This is a genomic window from Rhizobium sp. WCS2018Hpa-16, assembly GCF_031843705.1.
GTDB classification, from domain to species: Bacteria; Pseudomonadota; Alphaproteobacteria; order Rhizobiales; family Rhizobiaceae; genus Agrobacterium; species Agrobacterium tumefaciens_C.
The window spans coordinates 308,432-327,139 of the sequence record NZ_JAVTIX010000003.1; the positions used below are offsets into that span (position 1 = coordinate 308,432).

Below are 18,708 nucleotides of genomic sequence, written 5' to 3' on the forward strand. Positions count from 1 at the left end.
TTGTTTCAGGCAAATTACACTTTCAATAGGTCTTCATGAATACAATCTGGCGTGTATAGTCCTGCATCAGGAAGTCGGCGGAGCCTATCAAAAATGAAAGCAAATGACACTGCAACGCACGGGCGACGGGCAGTTGTTGAGCTACGGGAGAAAATCTTCAGTGGCGAGTTGCATGGCGGCATGCGGCTGTTTGAGGTTTCCCTGGCGTCACAGCTCGACATTTCGCGCACGCCGGTCAGAGAAGCGCTGTCGCGTCTATGCGAAGAAGGCTTGCTGGATCGCCTCCCGAATGGCGGTTTCGTGGTCCGCCGCTTTGTTTATGCTGACGTTATCGATTCCATCGAGTTGCGCGGCGTGATGGAGGGCACCGCTGCGCGTCTTGCCGCAGAACGAGGCGTCGAGGTTAAGGCTCTCGATGAAATCCGCGCGACACTGGCAAGGCTGGATAGCTGTTTTGGTGCGGCGCAGGACGATGTGGATTTCGATGCTTATTCAGAACTCAATGCGCTCTTCCATCAGCAATTGGCGGGCCTTGCCGGAAGCGATGTGATCAGGCGCGAAGTTGAGCGCGCCTGCGCCCTTCCATTCGCATCGCCTTCCGCATTCGTTCCCAATCGGCTGCAAATCTCGGCATTCTGGCGTTCGCTGCGCTTCGCTCAGGCGCAGCATCATGAGCTCGTTAAGGCAATCGCTGCCCGTGAAGGTGCGCGCGCCGAAGCAATGGCACGGGAGCATGCGCGCACCGCCCGCTACAATCTTGATTACATTTTCGACGAGGAGCCCGCCTTGCTCGACAAAATCCCAGGCCTCGCCCTGATCCATCGCTAATGTGATAAGGCGGCAAAATACGGGCTTGCATTAAGCCCGAGTCTCGGCCTTAATGTATACATTATGCTGAATATCTTGGGAGGATAATGCATTGGCCAATACGAGTCTGGATGACATTCTGAATGAGAATCCCGATATTGTCGGGCGTTTGAGAAACTCACAAAGCGGAATGTATGTATACCCTGTCGTGACGCCCGAGTTCAGTAATTGGCGAACGGAGCAGGCGGCATGGCGCCACTCCGCCGTATTGTTTGACCAGTCCCACCATATGGACGAGTTGACGGTTGAAGGGCCGGACGCCGAGAAATTCCTGAGCTATCACGGCATCAACTCATTTTCGAACTTTGATCTCAATCGCGCAAAGCATTTCGTTCCCGTCACGCCGGCGGGCCATGTCATTGGCGACCATATCATCTTTAGGGAGCGGCAAGACAAGTTCATCCTGGTCGGGCGCGCACCGACCTCCAACTGGCTGATGTTTTGCGCGGCCTATGGGAAATGGAATGTGCGTCTCAAGCATGATCCGCGCTCCACATCCCGCCCCGAAGGCGAGCGAGTGCTTCGCACGCATTATCGCTATCAGATACAGGGGCCAGAAGCGCCGAAGATTTTCGAGAAACTCAACCGCGGCCCCGTGCCTGACATCAAATTCTTCCATGTGGATTGGATCAATGTCGGCTCGAAAAAGGTAAAGGCCCTTCGGCATGGCATGTCCGGTGCGCCGGGGCTTGAAATCTGGGGCCCCTATGAAGACAAGAGCTATGTTCTCGCCTGCATACTTGAAGCGGCCAAGGAGGCCGAGGTCGAACTGGTGCGGTGTGGCAGCCGCGCTTACTCCACAAACACGCTTGAATCGGGATGGATCCCATCTCCACTGCCTGGGATTTATACGGGCGATGGCATGTTGAAAGCCTATCGCGAGTGGTTGGGCGTGGATTCCTACGAAGCCAACGGCGCGATTGGCGGCAGCTTTGTCTCCGAAAATATCGAGGATTACTATCTTAATCCGTTCGAGCTTGGCTATGATTTCTACATTGGCTGGAAAAAGGACGACTTCATCGGCAAGTCGGCGCTTGAGCAGCAGAAGGGTCAAGCGCACCGCAAGAAGGTGACGTTCGAGTGGAACGCGGAGGACGTGGTGGAGGTCATCGCATCGGCGTTCCGTCCGGGTGAAGACCATTACAAGTGGATCGACTTCCCCGTGGCCAACTATGCTTCCACCAGCGCCGATCTCATACTCGACGACGCCGGAAACAGGGTCGGCATGTCCATGTTCAATGGGTATTCCTACAATGAACGGTGCATGCTTTCGCTGGGCGTGGTGAACGCCGATGTCAAGATTGGCGACATTCTCACTCTGGTGTGGGGAGAGCCAGATGGTGGGTCTCGCAAGACGTCGATCGAAACACCGCACAAGCAGGCAAAGATCCGCGTTCGCGTCTCGCAAACGCCTTACGCACGCGAGGCGCGTGAAAACTATGCTGAAAGTTGGCGCTCCAGGCGCGCCTGATTAACGCAAGCTAGACAGCCCGCCGGAGTTACGTCCGGCGGGTTTTCTGTTTGAGAGACAATGCGTCGTTCCACTTTGACGCCAATATGAAATATCCGCCACCGTCTTTAGGTTCTGTTTGCCATGTCTTGCATTGGTTGTGCCGAGTAGCACATCACATACCCTCTTAAACCATGGGTTAAGGCACGCGCTTCTATGGTCGCAGCCTTCGGGGGAAGAGGGCTCAGGCCGACATGGTACAAGACAGAAACAAGGCTGAAGCGGAGATTGGCGATCTCCAGTCGGGTCAAACGCGCCTTGTTTGGTATCATTCGCTCTTCTGGAAAATTAACGTCTTTCTCGTCTCCAGCGTTGTGCTTGCCTATATTACGGGCGCAACAATCGGCTGGGTCATGGTTGAGCATGGCTCGCTGGAACAGTGGCGCAGGCAGGCCGAGTTAAATGCTCAGGTCACGAGTTCTGCCATCCGCTCCATATATACCTTCATTGCGATTGACAGTGCCGATGACGGTCAGATCACCAGGATCATCAGTGAGCGCCCGTTGGGCGACGATGCGTCGATACTGGATACGGGATTTAACCCCGCAGATGTGCTGGCCGTGGCCGCAGCGCAGACCAAAAACAATATCTGGCTGTTTCAGAAATCGTCCGGACAGCAGAGCTTCGTAAGCTCGGCCGAAGCATTTGGATCAACGACCGGTATCGGCTTGACGCTACCCCCGGAGACCAATCCGGACGAGTTTTTTGTTGGTCTGGCTGATGTGGGCGGGATCAGCCATTTCATTGCCTATGTACCCATCCTCACATCAAAGAGCGAATTGCAGGGTGCTGTCGTTACGTCCATTGGTGAAGCGGTGCTGTTGCACGAAAGTCAGAACAGGCTGTTCCGCAACTCTGCCCTCCTGCTTGTGACGATCCTGATTTTCACAGGCGCGGCCGTTACCTTGATCATGCGCAAGGTTTTCAAGCCCGTTCCCGACCTTGTCGGTGCGCTCAGCCGCATCGCCCGCGATGATACACGCATGGTGACCCCGTTTCAGGGCAGGCATGATGAGATCGGCCGTCTGGCGGTGGCAATCGAAACGCTGAGAGAAGCGGTCGTGGAGCGAGAGCATTTGCGGCAGGTGCGGGATGTTGCCAAGCATATGGAGCACCTTGCCCATCACGACCCACTGACCGGATTGCCCAATCGTGCATTCTTTGGCAAGAAGCTTGAGGAATTGCTGACCCCGACCGGAGACAATGGCCGCCGTTTCAACATCATGCTGTTGGACCTCGATCGTTTCAAATCCATCAATGACGGTCTTGGACATGCCAGTGGAGATGCACTGTTGACGTCCTTTGCCGAGCGTCTGCTTCTGCTGATGCGACCGGGTGATATCGCCGCACGTCTTGGCGGCGATGAATTTGCGGTGCTGCAAGTGGTGCGCAAAGACGCTCTTGTGGAAGCCAGCAAGCTCGCCTCAAACGTCATCCGCGCTGTTGCCCGGCCTTTCATGCTGCTTGGCAAGCAAGTCTCGGTCGGCACCAGCATCGGGATCTGCCTCGATACGGCAGAGGGCACTGAAATTTCAGAGCTACTGAACAAGGCGGATATCGCGCTTTATGCCGCCAAGTCCGAGGGGCGGGGAACATTTCGCTTCTTCAAGCCGGGCATGGAGATGTCCGGTGAGCGAGGTCATGTCCTCCAGCACGATCTGGACGCAGCGTTGCGCAACAATGAATTCGAACTGTTTTATCAACCGATTTTCTCTGTCGCACAGCCGCAGCCGGTTGGTTTTGAGGCCTTGCTGAGATGGAAGCATCCAAGGCTTGGCTGGGTTTCTCCCGCAGATTTCATTCCCGTTGCAGAAAAGACCGGACAGATCATCGCGATTGGTGATTGGGTCATGAAGATGGCCTGCGCAGATATTGCAAATCTGCCCGCAAACACATTTGTGGCCGTCAACGTTTCGTCCGTTCAGCTCAAGCAGAGGAATTTTGCCGACAAGGTCAAAGCCGCATTGTCGACCTATCGCGTTCCGGCACACAGGCTGGAACTGGAATTGACGGAGAGCGCGCAGATTTCCTCGCTTGAATGCAAGGAAATGCTTGAGGAACTCCGCGACCTCGGCATCGGCATTGCGCTGGATGATTTTGGTACGGGCTATTCCGGCCTCAGCTACCTTCTCAACCTGCCAATCACCAAAATCAAGATTGATCGCAGCTTCGTCATGCACGTTGAAGATCGCGCAGATAGCCGTGCCGTGGTGACCAATCTTCTGCAATTGGCAAAAAGCCTTGGGCTTCAGACAACTGCAGAAGGCATCGAGACTGAATATCAGCTCGAATTCATGCGGTTGCTAGGCTGCACGCTAGGGCAGGGCTACCACCTCGCTCGGCCTGCAAACATTCAAGACATTCAAAATATCTATCAAAGCCTATACCCCCGGAAGGTCTCATCGCTAGGAGCGTGAAGAAATGCGATATCCTGTTGTTCTGCCAGCGAGTGAGAAGCTGCTAAAAATCGTCGCGAGAGCTGGTCTTTATGGCTTCGCTCTCTTCCAGATTGCCAGCGTTGCCGCCTCCCCGGTGCAGGCGCATGATATTGGCACGCTGGATAAGATTGCCCAAACCAAGACAATCTCCATTGGTTATCGCGAAGACGAGGTTCCCTTTGCCTTTAGGGGGCCAGATGGTGGGGCGATTGGCTACACGATAGAACTCTGCCAACACATTGCTGATCGTGTGCGCAGCCACCTGAAGCTTGATAAAATCAATATCAATTACGTGCTAGCAACCCCGGCTACCCGCTTTGTTCTGGTCAAAAGTGGCAAGATCGATCTCGAGTGCAGTGCCACGACCAACAATGCAGAACGACGCGAACTGGTGTCATTCTCGTATCCCCACTTCATCACGGCCACTCGCTTCGTTGCAAAGAAAGCAAGTGGGGTAAAAACCATCAAGGATCTGGCCGGACGCACGGTGGCGGCCACGACTGGCACCGTCAATATCGAGCAGTTGCAGACCATCAATCGCGCAGACAAACTGAATATTTCAGTGATGCTCGCGAAGCAAAATTCGGATGGCTTCGCCTTTGTGGAGAATAACAAGGCCAGTGCCTTCGTTATGGATGGGGTTTTGCTGGCTGCGCAGGTCGCTTTCTCAAAGAGGCCCGATGATTATTTGGTGTCTTCTGAAACGTTCGGGCCGCCAGAACCCTATGGAATATTGATGCGCAAGGGTGATGAGCCGTTTCAAAAACTCGTCAATGACACGTTGCGCCAGCTTTTCGTCAGCGGTGAAATCAATCACATCTACGACAAGTGGTTCATGGCACCTCTGCCACCGGAAGGGCGCAATTTCAATCTTCCGATATCTGCGGAGCTCCAGGCGACCTTTGATGATCCGCAGGAGTATCTGAAATGAGGCGTTCGCTTAAGACACTTTTCATGTTGCCCGCTGCCTTGCTCATCTCACTTTCCTGCGCTGCTGCGGCAGACTTTACCCAGTCCACGCTGGAGCGCATCAAGGAAACCGGAAAAATCCGCATTGGTTATGGCGCGACGCCTCCGTTTTCCTTTGCCGCAAGCAATGGTCAGATCATGGGTTACTCGATCGATTTGTGCAATCGCGTCGCGGAAAAGCTGAAACTCCGGCTCGGTTTGCCCGCTCTCGAGATTGCCTACCTGCCACGCACCCCCAGCAACCGGGTGCAACTTCTCAATAGCGGCGAAATCGACATAGAATGCAACGCCAGCACCAATACTGTAGAGCGGCGAAAAAGTGCGATTTTCGCCATAAGCCATTTTTACGGCGCTACCCGTTTTGTGTCGCTGACCAAAAGTAATCTGGTGACGCTGGCAGACTTGAAGGGTCGTTCTGTCAGTGTCGCCCGCGGCACTGTCAACGTCAGCGACATCAATGAAGCCAACCGAACGAACAAATTGAATGTATCGGTGGTGCCGACCGAAACGCTCCAGTCGGCATTTGACATGGTGACGGATGGCCGAGTGTCGGCCTTTGTCATGGACGAGGTTTTGCTCCGCACCATGATCGCCCGAACGAAAAATCCCAGTGATTATCGCGTTTCCCTGGAAAAAGTCACCGATGCTCAGCCGTTCGGATTCATGATGCGCCTGGATGACAAAGAGTTTGCGACTGCTGTCAACGAGGCCCTTGCCGAGATCTACAAAAGCGCAGACATGCCCGAGATCTACAGGCGGTGGTTTGAGAGCACTGCGCCGGGAATAGGCGTCAACATCAATCTTCCAATGGGCAAAAGACTGCGTGCCGCCTTGGCTAACCCCAATATGGAGCTATAGCGCCTCAACACGACAGGGTCGGCGCGCGACCCTGTCGTGTTGAGCTTTGTTTAAACGCGCTCAAGCGCAATCGCGATGCCCTGGCCAACGCCAATGCACATCGTGGCCAGTGCCTTGCTTTTGCCGGTGAAGGAAAGCTCAAGGGCAGCCGTGCCTGCAATGCGGGCACCACTCATGCCGAGCGGATGGCCGAGCGCGATGGCTCCGCCATTGGCGTTGACGCGTGCATCATCATCGGCAACGCCCAACTGGCGCAGTGTCGCAAGCCCCTGCGACGCAAAGGCTTCGTTCAACTCGATGACATCAAGGGCTTCCTGGCTCCAGCCCAGACGTGCCAGAAGCTTCTGTGAAGCCGGTGCCGGACCGATGCCCATGACACGCGGTGGAACACCTGCCGTGGCACCCCCGACAATGCGGGCGATGGGCGTCAGTCCATACTTCTCGACCGCCGCCTTTGACGCGATAATAAGAGCCGCTGCACCATCATTGACGCCAGAAGCGTTTCCGGCCGTCACCGTTGCGCCTTCTATACGGTTGACCGGCTTCAACTTGGCCAGAGCCTCAATGCTTGTTTCGCGCGGATGCTCATCCTTGCTGACAATGATTGGGTCGCCTTTGCGCTGTGCAATGCTGACGGGCGTTATTTCCTTGGCCAGTCGGCCATTTGCCTGCGCTTTCGCCGCCTTTTGCTGGCTGTGCACGGCAAAAGCGTCCTGAGCGTCTCGGGAGATGTTGTAGTCAATGGCGACGTTGTCACCGGTTTCAGGCATGGAGTCGACGCCATAAAGCGATTTCATCGCCGGGTTCACAAAGCGCCAGCCGATGGTCGTGTCGTAGATTTCGGCATTGCGGGAAAATGCGGCGTCTGCCTTTGGCATGACAAATGGCGCGCGGCTCATGCTTTCGACGCCGCCCGCAATCATCAGTTCCGCTTCCCCGGACTTGATGGCCCGAGCCGCAGCAATGACGGCATCCATGCCGGAGCCGCAAAGACGGTTCATGGTGGTTCCGGTGACAGATACCGGCAAGCATGCCAGAAGGAGTGACATGCGCGCCACGTTCCGGTTGTCTTCGCCGGCCTGGTTTGCACAGCCGAAAATCACATCGTCGACCGCTTCCCAATCCACTCCGGGGTTGCGGCTGACCAGCGCCTTCAGTGGAACAGCGCCGAGATCATCAGCCCGGACGGATGACAATGCCCCGCCGAAACGGCCAATGGGGGTTCGAATATAATCGCATATGAATACATCAGTCATTTTTCATACCTTACAGTTCGGGTGCGACGAGATCGGCAACAGTGCCATCAATATGCAACTTCGCACCGGTCATGGCTTGAAGGTCGTCAAAGCTCATACCGGCCAGTTTCTCGCGAAGGACGAAATGGCCGTCCTTGACGTCAACCACCGCATGGCTGGTGTAAATGCGCGTGATGCAGCCAACGCCGGTCAGGGGAAATGCGCATGTCTCGACGAGCTTTGGCTCGCCTTTCTTGGTGACATGTTCAGTGATGACGAAGACCTGCTTTGCCCCGTGCACAAGATCCATCGCGCCACCGACGGCGGGAACGCCTTTGGAACCCACACGCCAGTTGGCGAGGTCTCCGTTCTGCGCGACCTGATAGGCTCCCAGAATGGCGACATCCAGATGGCCGCCGCGCACCATCGCAAAACTATCCGCATGGTGGAAAAACGCGGCACCGGGTTTCAGAGTGACGGCCTTCTTGCCGGCATTGATCAGATCCCAGTCTTCCTCGCCCTCTGCAGGCGCTTCACCGAAATTCAGAATGCCGTTTTCGGTATGAAAAATCGCCTCTCTTCCGGGCGGTTGGTAGCCCGCCACCATTTCAGGAAAGCCAATGCCCAGATTGACATAGGCGCCATCGGCAATGTCTTGCGCGGCACGCCATGCGATCTGTGCGTTGGAAAGCTTGATGTCTTCGAATGTGTTGAGGGGTTGAGTTTCGGTCATGCGTAGGACGCTCCTGCACGGATCAGAATTTCTTCCTGTTGAGGGTTCTCAATCTGTACGACGCCATCGACAAATATTCCGGGCGTTACCACATGCTCGGGGTCAATGCCTCCGGCAGTCACCAGTTTTGATACCTGTGCGATCGTCGTCTTTGCCGCCATGCACATCAATGGATTGAAGTTGCGGCCAGCCTTGGAGTAGGTGAGGTTGCCGTGGGTATCGCCGATGTGAGCCTTTACGATGGCAAAATCTGCTTTCAACCAGCGTTCCTGCACATAATGGCGTCCATCGAACTCGGCTATAGGCTTGCCATTCGCCAGTTCGGTGCCGTAGCCAGTGGGGGTGTAGAATGCCGGAATGCCAGCCCCTGCGGCACGAATGCGTTCGGCAAGTGTGCCTTGCGGCACGAGTTCAAGCTCGATTTCTCCAGCCAGATATCTGTCTGTGAATGCCCGCGGATCAGAGGAGCGGGGAAAAGAGCAGATCATCTTGCGGACCATGCCCGCATCGATCATCGCTGCAATGCCGATCCGTCCATTTCCGGCGTTGTTGTTAATGACAGTCAGGTTTTTGGGTCCCTTGTCGATCAGAGCGTGGATCAACTCGATGGGTGCACCAGACCCGCCAAATCCGCCGATCATCACCGTCGCGCCGTCGCCAATACCAGACACCGCATCGGCTGCGCTCCTGATGGTCTTGTCCATAAAAATCCTCCCGAACAGCTTTGAAACCAGTTTTGGCTTTTGAGCAGGTAAGACCGAAATGTCCTCGACCGCAAATGGTTTGTGCGTTATATGATTTTTGTTCGTATATCGCACAAATGGATCGTCGCCATGGCCAATGAAAGAGACCTGATGAGTGGGCTTGCAAAGGGCCTTCGTGTTCTTGAGGCCTTCAGGGTTGAGCAGCCGCGCCTGTCGATTTCCCAGGCGGCCGATGCTGCGGATCTGGACCGTGCCACGACCCGACGCTGCCTGCTGACATTGGCTGAGCTGGGTTATGCTGCTTATGACGGCAAATATTTCACGGTCACACCCAAGGTCTTGCGGCTTGGTACCGGCTGTCTTGCAACCATGCCCCTGCCACGCATCGTTCAGCCGGTTCTGGACAAATTGTCCGAAGCCATCGGCCAAAGCACCTCTGTTTCCATTTTGGATGAGACAGAAATTGTCTATGTCGCCCGGGCAGCGCAGCGCAGCGTCATGTCCATTTCGCTCATGCCCGGTTCACGATTGCCAGCTTACTGCACGTCCATGGGGCGCGTCTTGCTGGCGGCACTGGATCGTGAGGAACAAAGAGCCGTCCTGGAGAAATCGGACCGGCGAGCCAGAACGGCGCTGACACTGATCGAAATCGAAGCCTTGATGGATGAACTGGTGGCGACCCGTCAACGCGGTTATGCGCTGATCGACCAGGAGGTGGAACTGGGCTTGCGCTCGATTGCGGTCCCGGTCAACAATGTCAGGGGGCAGACGGTGGCGGCGCTGAATGTGGGGCTGCCGGCATCGGCGGCGTCGATGGAAGACCTTGTGGAGCGTTATCTGCCTGCGCTGCTGAGCGTTCAGTCCGAATTGGCCAGAATGCTGGCCTGATCCACCGATCCTGCGCCATTCGAAAGGGAATACTGTTCTGCAAGTCTCCAGGCTCGTGGCGTCATGCCGGTTTCCCGCAGGAAAAAACGAGAGAAATAGGCGGGGTCGCTGAAGCCAAGGCCAATGGCGACCATCTGCACCGTCGAGACCGTGAACAGCAATTCCTGCTTGGCAATATCCAATTGCCGTTGGGCGATCAGTCTCTGAAGGCTCACTCCGAATTGCTGTCGCAAAAGGCGGTTCAGATGGGTCTGGGATAGGCCAAGTTTCTCGGCATAAAACTGGGCGTCCTTATGTTCGCGAACGTGACGGGCGATCAGGCTGAGCAAAAGATCCAGGCGACTACTATTCTTGTCCGTTTCCCCGCCTTGAAAACTCAATTGTACCCCGCGTGACAGGTGGACGATCAGCGTCGTGATCAGCCCCTCCATCATTGCATGCCGTGCTGGGTGGCCGCTGGAAAATTCCCCCCAGATCAAATCGCAGCAGTCTATGATCCTCTGCTGTTGCGAGTTGCCGGTGAGCGACAGCAGAGAGGGCCGCGCCAGATACTGCCGTGCCGCCGCCTGCGCTGACGGTGAAAGCGCCGTTGGAATAAGCGTGATAATGATGCCCGCAATATCACGCGAAAAACGAAAGCCGTGTTCGAAGCCTGGCGGGACGATGACGATGGAGGGTGGCTTGATGGCGACAACGTCGCCATTCAACGTGGCGTCGCCCTCTCCCCCGGAAACGCAAAGAATCTGCAAGAAACTCTCATGCCGGTGCAGGTCGATTTCGAACCGATGCAGGCTGCTGCGCGAAAAAAGCGTTTCGCAATGGAAGCGAAACGGCGCCTGTTGCGCGGTCGCTTCACCATAAAGCTGGTCGTGTATCTGTCGTGTCATCGAAACAGGCCCGTAGTCCGTAATGGTCGAATAGTGCAATGCTTGATCTGAAATGTCCATTGATCGAGAGGCTTTGAAGCCGCAGTTTCGGGGTAGGCAATCAAGTGGGAGGAAGCAATGCGCACACAGGTCGTCATTATAGGTTCCGGTCCAGCCGGACTGCTACTCGGGCAAATACTGTCTGGTGCGGGCATCGCCAACGTCATTCTGGACCGTGCCGGCAAGGATTACATTCTGAGCCGCGTCCGTGCGGGCGTGCTTGAAGAAGGCACGGTTCATCTGTTGGAAAAGGTCGGGGTAGCGACGCGGCTTCATGCCGAGGGCCTGCCGCATGATGGTTTTTCGCTGGCGTTTGATGGTCGCGATCATCGCATCGATCTGCACGACCTGACGGGCGGCAAGCGGGTCATGGTCTATGGCCAGACGGAAGTCACGCATGATCTGATGGATGCGCGGGAGAAATCCGGCGCGCAAACGATCTATGAGGCTGCCAATGTGGAGCCACATGACTTCGACAGCGCAAAATCCTATGTCACCTATGAAAAGGATGGGGTAACCCACCGTATTGACTGTGATTTCATTGCTGGATGCGACGGCTTCCACGGGGTAAGCCGCAAGGCTGTTCCGAAAGGTGCCATACAGGAATTCGAGCGGATCTATCCTTTCGGATGGCTTGGCATTCTCGTGGACGCGCCGCCCGTCAATCACGAATTGATCTATGCAAACCATCCGCGCGGATTTGCGCTGTGCTCCATGCGGTCTCCAACCCGCAGCCGCCATTATATCCAGTGCTCTCTGGACGATAAGGTCGAAAACTGGAGCGACGATCGTTTCTGGGCTGAGTTGAAAAACCGGTTGCCCACGCAACATGCAGAGGCCCTGATAACCGCTGCGTCGTTCGAAAAATCGATCGCGCCGCTGCGTTCCTTCGTGGCCGAACCCATGCGCTTCGGGCGCATGTTTCTGGCCGGGGACGCCGCCCACATTGTGCCGCCGACGGGCGCCAAGGGTCTCAACCTCGCAGCAAGCGATGTGCATTATCTGAGCGAGGCTCTGATCGAATATTACAATGAACGCTCCGAAGCGGGAATTGATGGCTATTCGGCGCGTGCCTTGTCGAGAGTATGGAAGGCAGTTCGTTTCTCCTGGTGGATGACGAGCATCATGCACCGCTTCCCTGATTCTGGCGATTTCGGTCAGAAGATTCAGGAAGCCGAATTGGATTATCTCGTCCAGTCGCGTGCAGCGTCCACCTCGCTCGCCGAAAACTACGTTGGCCTGCCCTATTAAGAGCGTGCCGATATCAAAGCCGCCGCCGCTTCACGGATAGTCTGCATCAAGAGAGCGAGTGGCAGGGACGGTTGCGTGTCGGCGCGGATGGTCAATCCAACCGGGCCGCTCGTGTCAGCCGTATCCAGTGGCAGCGCAGCAATGGTGCCGTCGGCAATGTCGGCGGCCACCACACCTTCCGAGATAATCCAGATGGCGTCTGTCGCGCGAAGGAAGGCGCGGCCGAACGCGTCGGAAACCGTTTCAATTCTGGTTGGTAAAGCCGCAACGCCGTGGGCCAGCAAGAACTGGTCAACGATGGGGCCGATCACCGAATTTCGGGTGGGGGTTAGTATCGGAAACTCATGGAGCTTTTCGAAAATGTTTGCATTGTCCACCAATAGGGGATGACCTGATCGTACCGCAAAGCGCACTTTTTCCGAATAAAGATGCTCGAATGAAAATCCGGTCATCTTCTCAGGTGCGGCAAGACGCCCGACGACGAGATCAAGATCGCCAAGGCGGAGTTGCTCCAGCAGGACAGCGTTTTCGCCGGTCACAATTTTAACGGTGCTGCCGGTGCTTTCTTTCAAAAAGCTGACCATCGCCTCAGGCATGATGCTGACGGATACGGTTGGCAGCGCTCCGATCCTCAATGGTGTGCCGATCTTTGCGGCCTCGGGTGAAACGGAATCGACCGCCTGCCGCAGCGCGGTCACCGTTGCGCCAGCATGTTTGAGAAAAATTTCGCCAGATCGGCTGAGCTTGATGCCCCGGCCATCGCGCTCGAAAAGGGAGACGCCAAGAACCTCTTCCAGTTCACGAACAGTTTTTGTGATCGCTGGCTGGCTGACGCTGAGAATGGCCGCAGCCCGCCCGACGCTTTTCTGGCGTGCTATCTCCACAAACGTTCGGATATGCCGAAACTTCAAGCGTGCATCGATCATGAATTATAATCTGTCGGTTATGATTGCTGCCAATAAACTCATTTTACTTAACCGTTCGGATCTTGCAATGTCCGATCAGGAGGAACCTAGCCATGCAGTTTTTGTTGTCGGAAAGCGGTGCGATTCATTATCGCGCTCAGGGATTGGGCCAGAGCCGGCCGGTAATCGTCTTCATTAACTCGCTTGGTACGGATTTTCGGATCTGGCACGATGTTATGGACAAACTTGGCGATCAATATGCTTATATCCGCCATGACAAACGCGGCCACGGCCTGTCCGATCTTGGCTCCACGCCCTATTCCATCGATGATCACGTCGATGATGTCATCGCACTGCTGGATCATCTCTCTGTCGATAGGGCCATCATCTGGGGTCTTTCTGTCGGTGGCCTGATTGCGCAGGGTCTTTATGCGCGGCGTCCCGATCTCGTCCGCGCCCTTGTGCTCAGCAACACGGCCCACAAGATTGGCAGTGCCGACATGTGGAACGACCGCATCGCGCACATCCATCGCGATGGTATTGCACCGCTTGCTGATGGCGTAATGGAACGTTGGTTCACGCCCGCATTTCGGCGGGAAGACAATGCCGAGTTTCTCGGCGCGCGCACCATGCTCGTGCGGCAGGACCGGCATGGCTATGCCGCCACATGTGCCGCCATCAGAGATTGTGACTTCACCGATGTGGCAAAAACCATCGCGGTTCCCACGCTTTGCGTGGCGGGGGACGGGGATGCCTCCACACCGCCGGAGCTCGTTCGTGCGCTTTCCGCGCTGGTGCCCGGCAGTCAGGTCACCATCATTGAAAACTGCGGGCATATACCGTGCATCGAGCAGCCGCAGGCCTATTCCAGCGCTGTCGATGCTTTCTTTAAATCCTTGCCGGAGGTTTGACCATGGCAGACGCGGATAAGACAAACAGGTTCGACGATGGAATGAAGACGCGCCGCAGCGTGTTGGGTGATGCCCATGTCGACCGAGCGCAGAAGGCCGCGACGCCGTTTGATGAGCCTTTTCAGCGGCTGATAACGGAATCTGCCTGGGGCAATGTCTGGTCCGGTACCCATTGGACGAAACGTGAGCGTTCCATGGTGACCATCGCCTTGCTGGCAGCGCTTGGGCATGATGAAGAGGTCGCCATGCATGTGCGCGCCACTGCCAACACAGGTGCGACGCAGGAGGATATTCGCGAGGCCTTGATGCATGTCGCGATTTACGCAGGCGTGCCCGCAGCCAATCATGCGTTTAAAATTGCCAAGGGCGCCCTTGCCGAAATGCAGGCCGCGTCCGTACGTGAGGAGGAGACGAAATGACCAACAAGCCACCGGAAACCGGCCCCTTTTTCGCCAGAGATCGCAGCATTCATCCGCCCGCATTTGCGCCGGGTTACAAGACATCCGTTCTGCGCTCGCCTCAGCGTGCACTGATTTCACTGGAAGGTACCAAGAGCGAGATCACCGGTCCCGTCTTCGGGCATGGTATGCTCAATCCGCTGGATAATGACCTCATTCTCAACTATGCGCGTCCGGGCGAAATGCCCATCGGGCCGCGCATTCTGGTGCATGGTCGGGTGATCGATGAGCGTGGCAAGGGCGTCGAAGGCGCATTGGTGGAGTTCTGGCAGGCCAATGCCGGCGGTCGGTATCGCCATAAGAAAGAGTCATATCTCGCCGCAGTCGATCCCAATTTCGGCGGTGTTGGTCGTACCATCACCGATGCGGATGGTTATTACTGGTTCAAGACAATTCAGCCTGGAGCCTATCCCTGGCCGAACGGCGTCAATGACTGGCGTCCGGCGCATATTCACTTCTCGGTTTTCGGTCACGGCTTTTCGCAGCGCCTCATCACGCAAATGTATTTCGAAGGCGACCCGATGATCTGGCAATGTCCAATCGTGAAAACGATTCCAGACAAGGCCGCTATCGAAGGCCTTGTTGCGGCACTCGACATGTCATCTGCAATCCCCATGGATATGCGTGCCTACAAGTTCGATATCGTGCTGCGCGGGCGTCGCTCCACCCTGTTTGAAAACCGCATGGAAGGCAATTGAGATGGTTCAGCCGCTTCATTACTTTAAGGAAAGCGCCTCGCAGACCGCCGGGCCTTACGTCCATATCGGTTGCACGCCCAATTTCGTGGGCATCGAGGGGGTTTTCCCAAAAGATCTCGGCTCCGGCGCGCTTTATAACGACCGTGCCAAAGGGGAGCGCATCACCATCCGTGGCACCGTCTATGATGGCGGCGGCAATGCGCTCAAAGATGCCCTGATCGAGATGTGGCAGGCCGATGCCGCGGGGCTTTACAACAGTCCAAGCGAAACACGCGGCACGGCAGACCCGAATTTTACAGGCTGGGGTCGTTCGCCCGGAGATATGGACACGGGTGAGTTTACGTTTGAAACCATCAAGCCTGGCAAGGTGCCTTTTAACGATGGTCGCCCCATGGCACCGCATATCACATTCTGGATCGTTGCACGTGGTATCAATATCGGACTGCACACGCGCATGTACTTCCCTGAAGAGGTGGATGCGAATGCTGCAGATCCTGTTCTTGCCCGCGTTGAACATAAGTCGCGCCTTGCAACATTAATTGCCAGGAAAGAGGAGGGGAACGTATACCGGTTCGACATCCATCTTCAGGGTGAACGCGAAACGGTCTTCTTCGACATCTGAGGTGAAAATGAGCCTGTCCCCCTTCGAACATCCGTTTCTGGGTGGCCTTTTTGGTGATGCTGAAATCTCCGCGCTCTTTGGCGCGGAGGCGGATGTGCAGGCAATGCTTCGGTTTGAAATGGCGTTGGCTGAGGCGGAAGCGGCGGTCGGGTTTATTCCAGAGCCACATGCGGCACGCATTGTTGGCGCCATCGCAACTGTCTCGATTGATTACGGCGCATTGCGGGACGGGGTCTCAAAGGACGGCGTTGTCATTCCTGAACTGGTTCGGCAATTGCGGGCGGCGGTTGGAGCAGACGCAACTGCCAGCGTGCATTTTGGTGCCACCAGCCAGGACGTGATCGATACAAGTCTGATGCTTCGGCTCAAGGTTGCCGCAGAGATCCTTCAGCGCCGGCTCTCTGGCTGCATTGCAGGGCTGGAAAATGTTGGCGCACGCGATGGCTCAAAGGCCCTGATGGGGCACACACGCATGCAGGCGGCCATTCCGATTACTGTTGAGGATCGGCTGGCGAGCTGGCGGCATCCACTCATTCGCCACCATGGACGGCTTGCCAGTTTCGGCCAAACCGGCTTCTGCCTGCAATTTGGCGGCGCTGCGGGTTCGCTGGAAAAATTTGGTGCCAAAGGTGCTGAGGTCCGTGCCGAACTGGCGCGGCGGCTTGAGCTGGCCGATACGCCACAGTGGCATAGTCAACGCGATGGCATTGTGGAATTTGGCAATATACTGTCACTCATAACGGGCTCGCTTGGCAAAATTGGCCAGGATGTCGCGCTTCTTGCCCAGTCGGGACAAGAAATCCGCCTGTCGGGCGGCGGGGGGTCGTCGGCCATGCCGCACAAGCAAAACCCCGTTCTCGCTGAAACACTTGTCACGCTTGCCCGTTTCAACGCTGTCCAGATATCGGCGCTGCATCAATCCATGGTGCATGAGCAGGAACGGTCAGGTAGCGCATGGATGCTGGAATGGCTGTTGCTTCCTCAAATGGTTGTTGCCACCGGCACCGCGTTGCAAATAGCCGATAGGCTTCTGGGTCAGGTTCAGGTTCTCGGCGCTTGAGCGTTCCATATTTTTCCAAATGAAATTTAAGGAACTATTCCTCCAGGGTGACGTTCACTTGGCAGGAGAGACACCGTGTCAAACGGACATGATGGTAGCGAAGAACACCAGGATTTTTCCGTTTTCTTCTGGTGGCCGACGAAATGGCAGACGAGCTTCTATCCCATCCGGTGCTCTCCACACCTGAAACTCCAGCCAGTGGGGACGTTATGGAAAAGACCGAAACGCGAAAGCTTGCGGAAGAATACATGCTCCTCGGCGGAACCCGTCAGGTGATGATAGACGATAATAAAACCTTCGTCCGTCAATATGACGGAGAACCTGAAGAGGCAGAGCGCTTCTGGCAGGAAAAGATCGAAGTGCTCGAAAAGTCGCGCCGCGACGATGTCGAGTTCTTCCTGCCGTCGGTCAATTCCGACGAGGAAAACTGAGGCCTAGCCTCTATCAACACATTTTAAGGAGACAACCATGACAGCTATCAACGCTGCTAAAATTGTGATTCTCGCAACAGACGGTTATGAACGCTCTGAACTTCGCGTTCCCTACGAAGAACTGAAGCGTAAAGGCGCGGACGTAAAGATCGCGTCCATCGAGAACGGCGAAATCAAGAGCTGGGATGAGAAAGACTGGGGTGACGCCATTAAGGTTGATCTTTTGGCGAAAGACGTGCGGGTCGATGACTTTGACGCGCTGGTACTCCCCGGCGGCCAGATCAACCCGGATGTGTTGCGCACGGATGAATCGGCGATGCGTGTTGTGCGTGAATTCGTAAAGTCCGGCAAGGTTGTCGCCGCCATCTGCCACGCACCATGGCTGCTGGTTGAGGCGGACGCCGTCAAAGGTCTTGAACTGACATCCTACGGGTCGATCAAGACGGACGTGAAAAATGCCGGTGGCATCTGGAAAGATGCAGAAGTCGTAACAGACAAGGGCATCATCACCTCGCGGTCGCCTGATGACCTTCCAGCATTTGTTGCGAAGATTGTTGAGGAGGTCGAGGAAGGCCGACACGACCGCCGCGCCGCCTAATCCCTTTTTTCTGCGAGAGCCGTCATGAAAATGACGGCTCTTTTTTTGTCTTGTTCAGAGGGCCGCCATGCGTGTGGTGAGCGGCGCGTCATAAAATACCGGAATCACGCAAAATTCACCCGCTCAATCGATTAAATAAGAATATGAGAACTCGCCGAACATAATTGACAGCTTGGCAAAATGAATTTGCCACAATTTTGCCTTTTTTGGGTCACGATTGCGTCTATTTTTCACGACTTTTGCGAGTTTTTGCAAACGAGATGAATTTTTCTTTACGAATTTTCGAACATTGCATGTCTTTTTGAGTGTGCGTCGCCGCAATTTTATTGCGCTGCACAATAGCACTTTCACCTTGAAAATCGTTGTTTTGGACCAGCTTGCCTCCCGATTTTCGCCGGTTTTGAGCAAGCTATAAGCATAAATCAACTCTATCTATGCAAGTAATACATAAGTCGACTTTGCCGTTGCGGAGATCGTTCAAGCCGATGGCAATCTGTTTGTTGATATCGCGTGTTTTAATATTAAAGACTGATCTTTTGTGAGTATTTGTGGGGAGGCGGCAACCGGGAACTAAGGCGGGGTGCCCCATAAAAAATTCAAAAGCACCAAATTCTGGTCACAGCCTTGCTGGATGATCCAACTTGAA

General features: G+C 55.5%; 19 protein-coding genes. 14 read left to right on the forward strand and 5 right to left on the reverse strand.

Translation table 11 applies throughout. The features are described from left to right. The first annotated feature begins 93 nt into the window (after positions 1 to 93). From RQI55_RS12635 to RQI55_RS12655, 5 genes are all read left to right on the forward strand, one after another. Entirely contained in the window at positions 94 to 828 is a 735-nt protein-coding gene (locus tag RQI55_RS12635) for a GntR family transcriptional regulator (protein WP_311272707.1), read from the forward strand. A gap of 91 nt (positions 829 to 919) precedes the next feature. Continuing rightward, entirely contained in the window at positions 920 to 2,338 is a 1,419-nt protein-coding gene (locus RQI55_RS12640; RefSeq protein ID WP_311272708.1) for an aminomethyltransferase family protein, read from the forward strand. A 233-nt stretch (positions 2,339 to 2,571) separates the two neighbouring features. Next, on the forward strand, positions 2,572 to 4,794 hold the full coding sequence (locus tag RQI55_RS12645) for an EAL domain-containing protein (RefSeq protein WP_311272709.1): 2,223 nt from the start codon (positions 2,572 to 2,574) through the stop codon (positions 4,792 to 4,794). Positions 4,795 to 4,909: 115 nt separating this feature from the next. Continuing rightward, positions 4,910 to 5,746, forward strand: a complete 837-nt coding sequence (locus tag RQI55_RS12650) for an amino acid ABC transporter substrate-binding protein (RefSeq protein ID WP_236727890.1) — start codon at positions 4,910 to 4,912, stop codon at positions 5,744 to 5,746. Positions 5,747 to 5,769: 23 nt separating this feature from the next. Continuing rightward, entirely contained in the window at positions 5,770 to 6,642 is an 873-nt protein-coding gene (locus tag RQI55_RS12655; protein ID WP_311272710.1) for an amino acid ABC transporter substrate-binding protein, read from the forward strand. Between the two features lie 50 nt (positions 6,643 to 6,692). Here the strand turns inward: RQI55_RS12655 and pcaF are convergent, their stop codons facing one another. Genes pcaF through RQI55_RS12670 form a run of 3 tightly spaced genes read right to left on the reverse strand, consistent with a single transcriptional unit; the run spans position 6,693 to position 9,314 of the window. Continuing rightward, positions 6,693 to 7,898: a 3-oxoadipyl-CoA thiolase gene (gene pcaF, locus RQI55_RS12660; RefSeq protein WP_311272711.1), complete on the reverse strand. Its 1,206-nt coding sequence runs from the start codon at positions 7,896 to 7,898 to the stop codon at positions 6,693 to 6,695. A 10-nt stretch (positions 7,899 to 7,908) separates the two neighbouring features. Beyond that, positions 7,909 to 8,610: a CoA transferase subunit B gene (locus RQI55_RS12665; protein ID WP_311272712.1), complete on the reverse strand. Its 702-nt coding sequence runs from the start codon at positions 8,608 to 8,610 to the stop codon at positions 7,909 to 7,911. Beyond that, on the reverse strand, positions 8,607 to 9,314 hold the full coding sequence (locus RQI55_RS12670) for a 3-oxoacid CoA-transferase subunit A (protein ID WP_192064740.1): 708 nt from the start codon (positions 9,312 to 9,314) through the stop codon (positions 8,607 to 8,609). The genes RQI55_RS12665 and RQI55_RS12670 overlap by 4 nt, the downstream gene beginning before the upstream one ends. Positions 9,315 to 9,443: 129 nt before the next feature. Here RQI55_RS12670 and RQI55_RS12675 point away from each other — a divergent pair, with 129 nt between their 5' ends. Next, a complete protein-coding gene (locus tag RQI55_RS12675) occupies positions 9,444 to 10,202 on the forward strand; it encodes an IclR family transcriptional regulator C-terminal domain-containing protein (RefSeq protein WP_311272713.1) in 759 nt (252 codons plus the stop codon). On the opposite strand, the gene RQI55_RS12680 is transcribed toward RQI55_RS12675, so the two are convergent. Beyond that, on the reverse strand, positions 10,172 to 11,089 hold the full coding sequence (locus RQI55_RS12680; RefSeq protein ID WP_311272714.1) for a helix-turn-helix domain-containing protein: 918 nt from the start codon (positions 11,087 to 11,089) through the stop codon (positions 10,172 to 10,174). The two genes, RQI55_RS12675 and RQI55_RS12680, sit on opposite strands and share 31 nt — an antisense overlap. A gap of 117 nt (positions 11,090 to 11,206) precedes the next feature. Here RQI55_RS12680 and pobA point away from each other — a divergent pair, with 117 nt between their 5' ends. Then, a complete protein-coding gene (pobA, locus tag RQI55_RS12685; protein ID WP_311272715.1) occupies positions 11,207 to 12,379 on the forward strand; it encodes a 4-hydroxybenzoate 3-monooxygenase in 1,173 nt (390 codons plus the stop codon). Here pobA and pcaQ read toward each other — a convergent pair. Further along, positions 12,376 to 13,305, reverse strand: coding sequence for a pca operon transcription factor PcaQ (pcaQ, locus tag RQI55_RS12690; RefSeq protein ID WP_311272717.1), 930 nt, complete (start codon positions 13,303 to 13,305; stop codon positions 12,376 to 12,378). The two genes, pobA and pcaQ, sit on opposite strands and share 4 nt — an antisense overlap. Positions 13,306 to 13,397: 92 nt before the next feature. Between pcaQ and pcaD the strand changes: the two genes are divergently transcribed. The 7 genes from pcaD (at position 13,398) to RQI55_RS12725 (ending at position 18,062) form a co-directional block, all read left to right on the forward strand. Next, entirely contained in the window at positions 13,398 to 14,195 is a 798-nt protein-coding gene (gene pcaD / locus RQI55_RS12695; RefSeq protein WP_311272718.1) for a 3-oxoadipate enol-lactonase, read from the forward strand. A gap of 2 nt (positions 14,196 to 14,197) precedes the next feature. After that, complete coding sequence (gene pcaC, locus RQI55_RS12700; protein WP_042616561.1) at positions 14,198 to 14,614, forward strand: 4-carboxymuconolactone decarboxylase; 417 nt, start codon at positions 14,198 to 14,200, stop codon at positions 14,612 to 14,614. Next, positions 14,611 to 15,351: a protocatechuate 3,4-dioxygenase subunit beta gene (gene pcaH / locus RQI55_RS12705; RefSeq protein WP_042616560.1), complete on the forward strand. Its 741-nt coding sequence runs from the start codon at positions 14,611 to 14,613 to the stop codon at positions 15,349 to 15,351. The genes pcaC and pcaH overlap by 4 nt, the downstream gene beginning before the upstream one ends. Before the next feature lies 1 nt (position 15,352). Beyond that, positions 15,353 to 15,973 carry a protocatechuate 3,4-dioxygenase subunit alpha gene (gene pcaG / locus RQI55_RS12710; protein ID WP_311272719.1) on the forward strand — a complete coding sequence of 207 codons (621 nt, stop codon included), beginning with the start codon at positions 15,353 to 15,355 and terminating at the stop codon, positions 15,971 to 15,973. Positions 15,974 to 15,980: 7 nt separating this feature from the next. After that, positions 15,981 to 17,033, forward strand: coding sequence for a 3-carboxy-cis,cis-muconate cycloisomerase (locus tag RQI55_RS12715; RefSeq protein ID WP_311272720.1), 1,053 nt, complete (start codon positions 15,981 to 15,983; stop codon positions 17,031 to 17,033). Between the two features lie 209 nt (positions 17,034 to 17,242). Continuing rightward, positions 17,243 to 17,464: a hypothetical protein gene (locus RQI55_RS12720; RefSeq protein ID WP_042616557.1), complete on the forward strand. Its 222-nt coding sequence runs from the start codon at positions 17,243 to 17,245 to the stop codon at positions 17,462 to 17,464. Positions 17,465 to 17,501: 37 nt separating this feature from the next. After that, positions 17,502 to 18,062: a type 1 glutamine amidotransferase domain-containing protein gene (locus RQI55_RS12725; protein WP_042616556.1), complete on the forward strand. Its 561-nt coding sequence runs from the start codon at positions 17,502 to 17,504 to the stop codon at positions 18,060 to 18,062. Positions 18,063 to 18,708 lie beyond the last annotated feature (646 nt).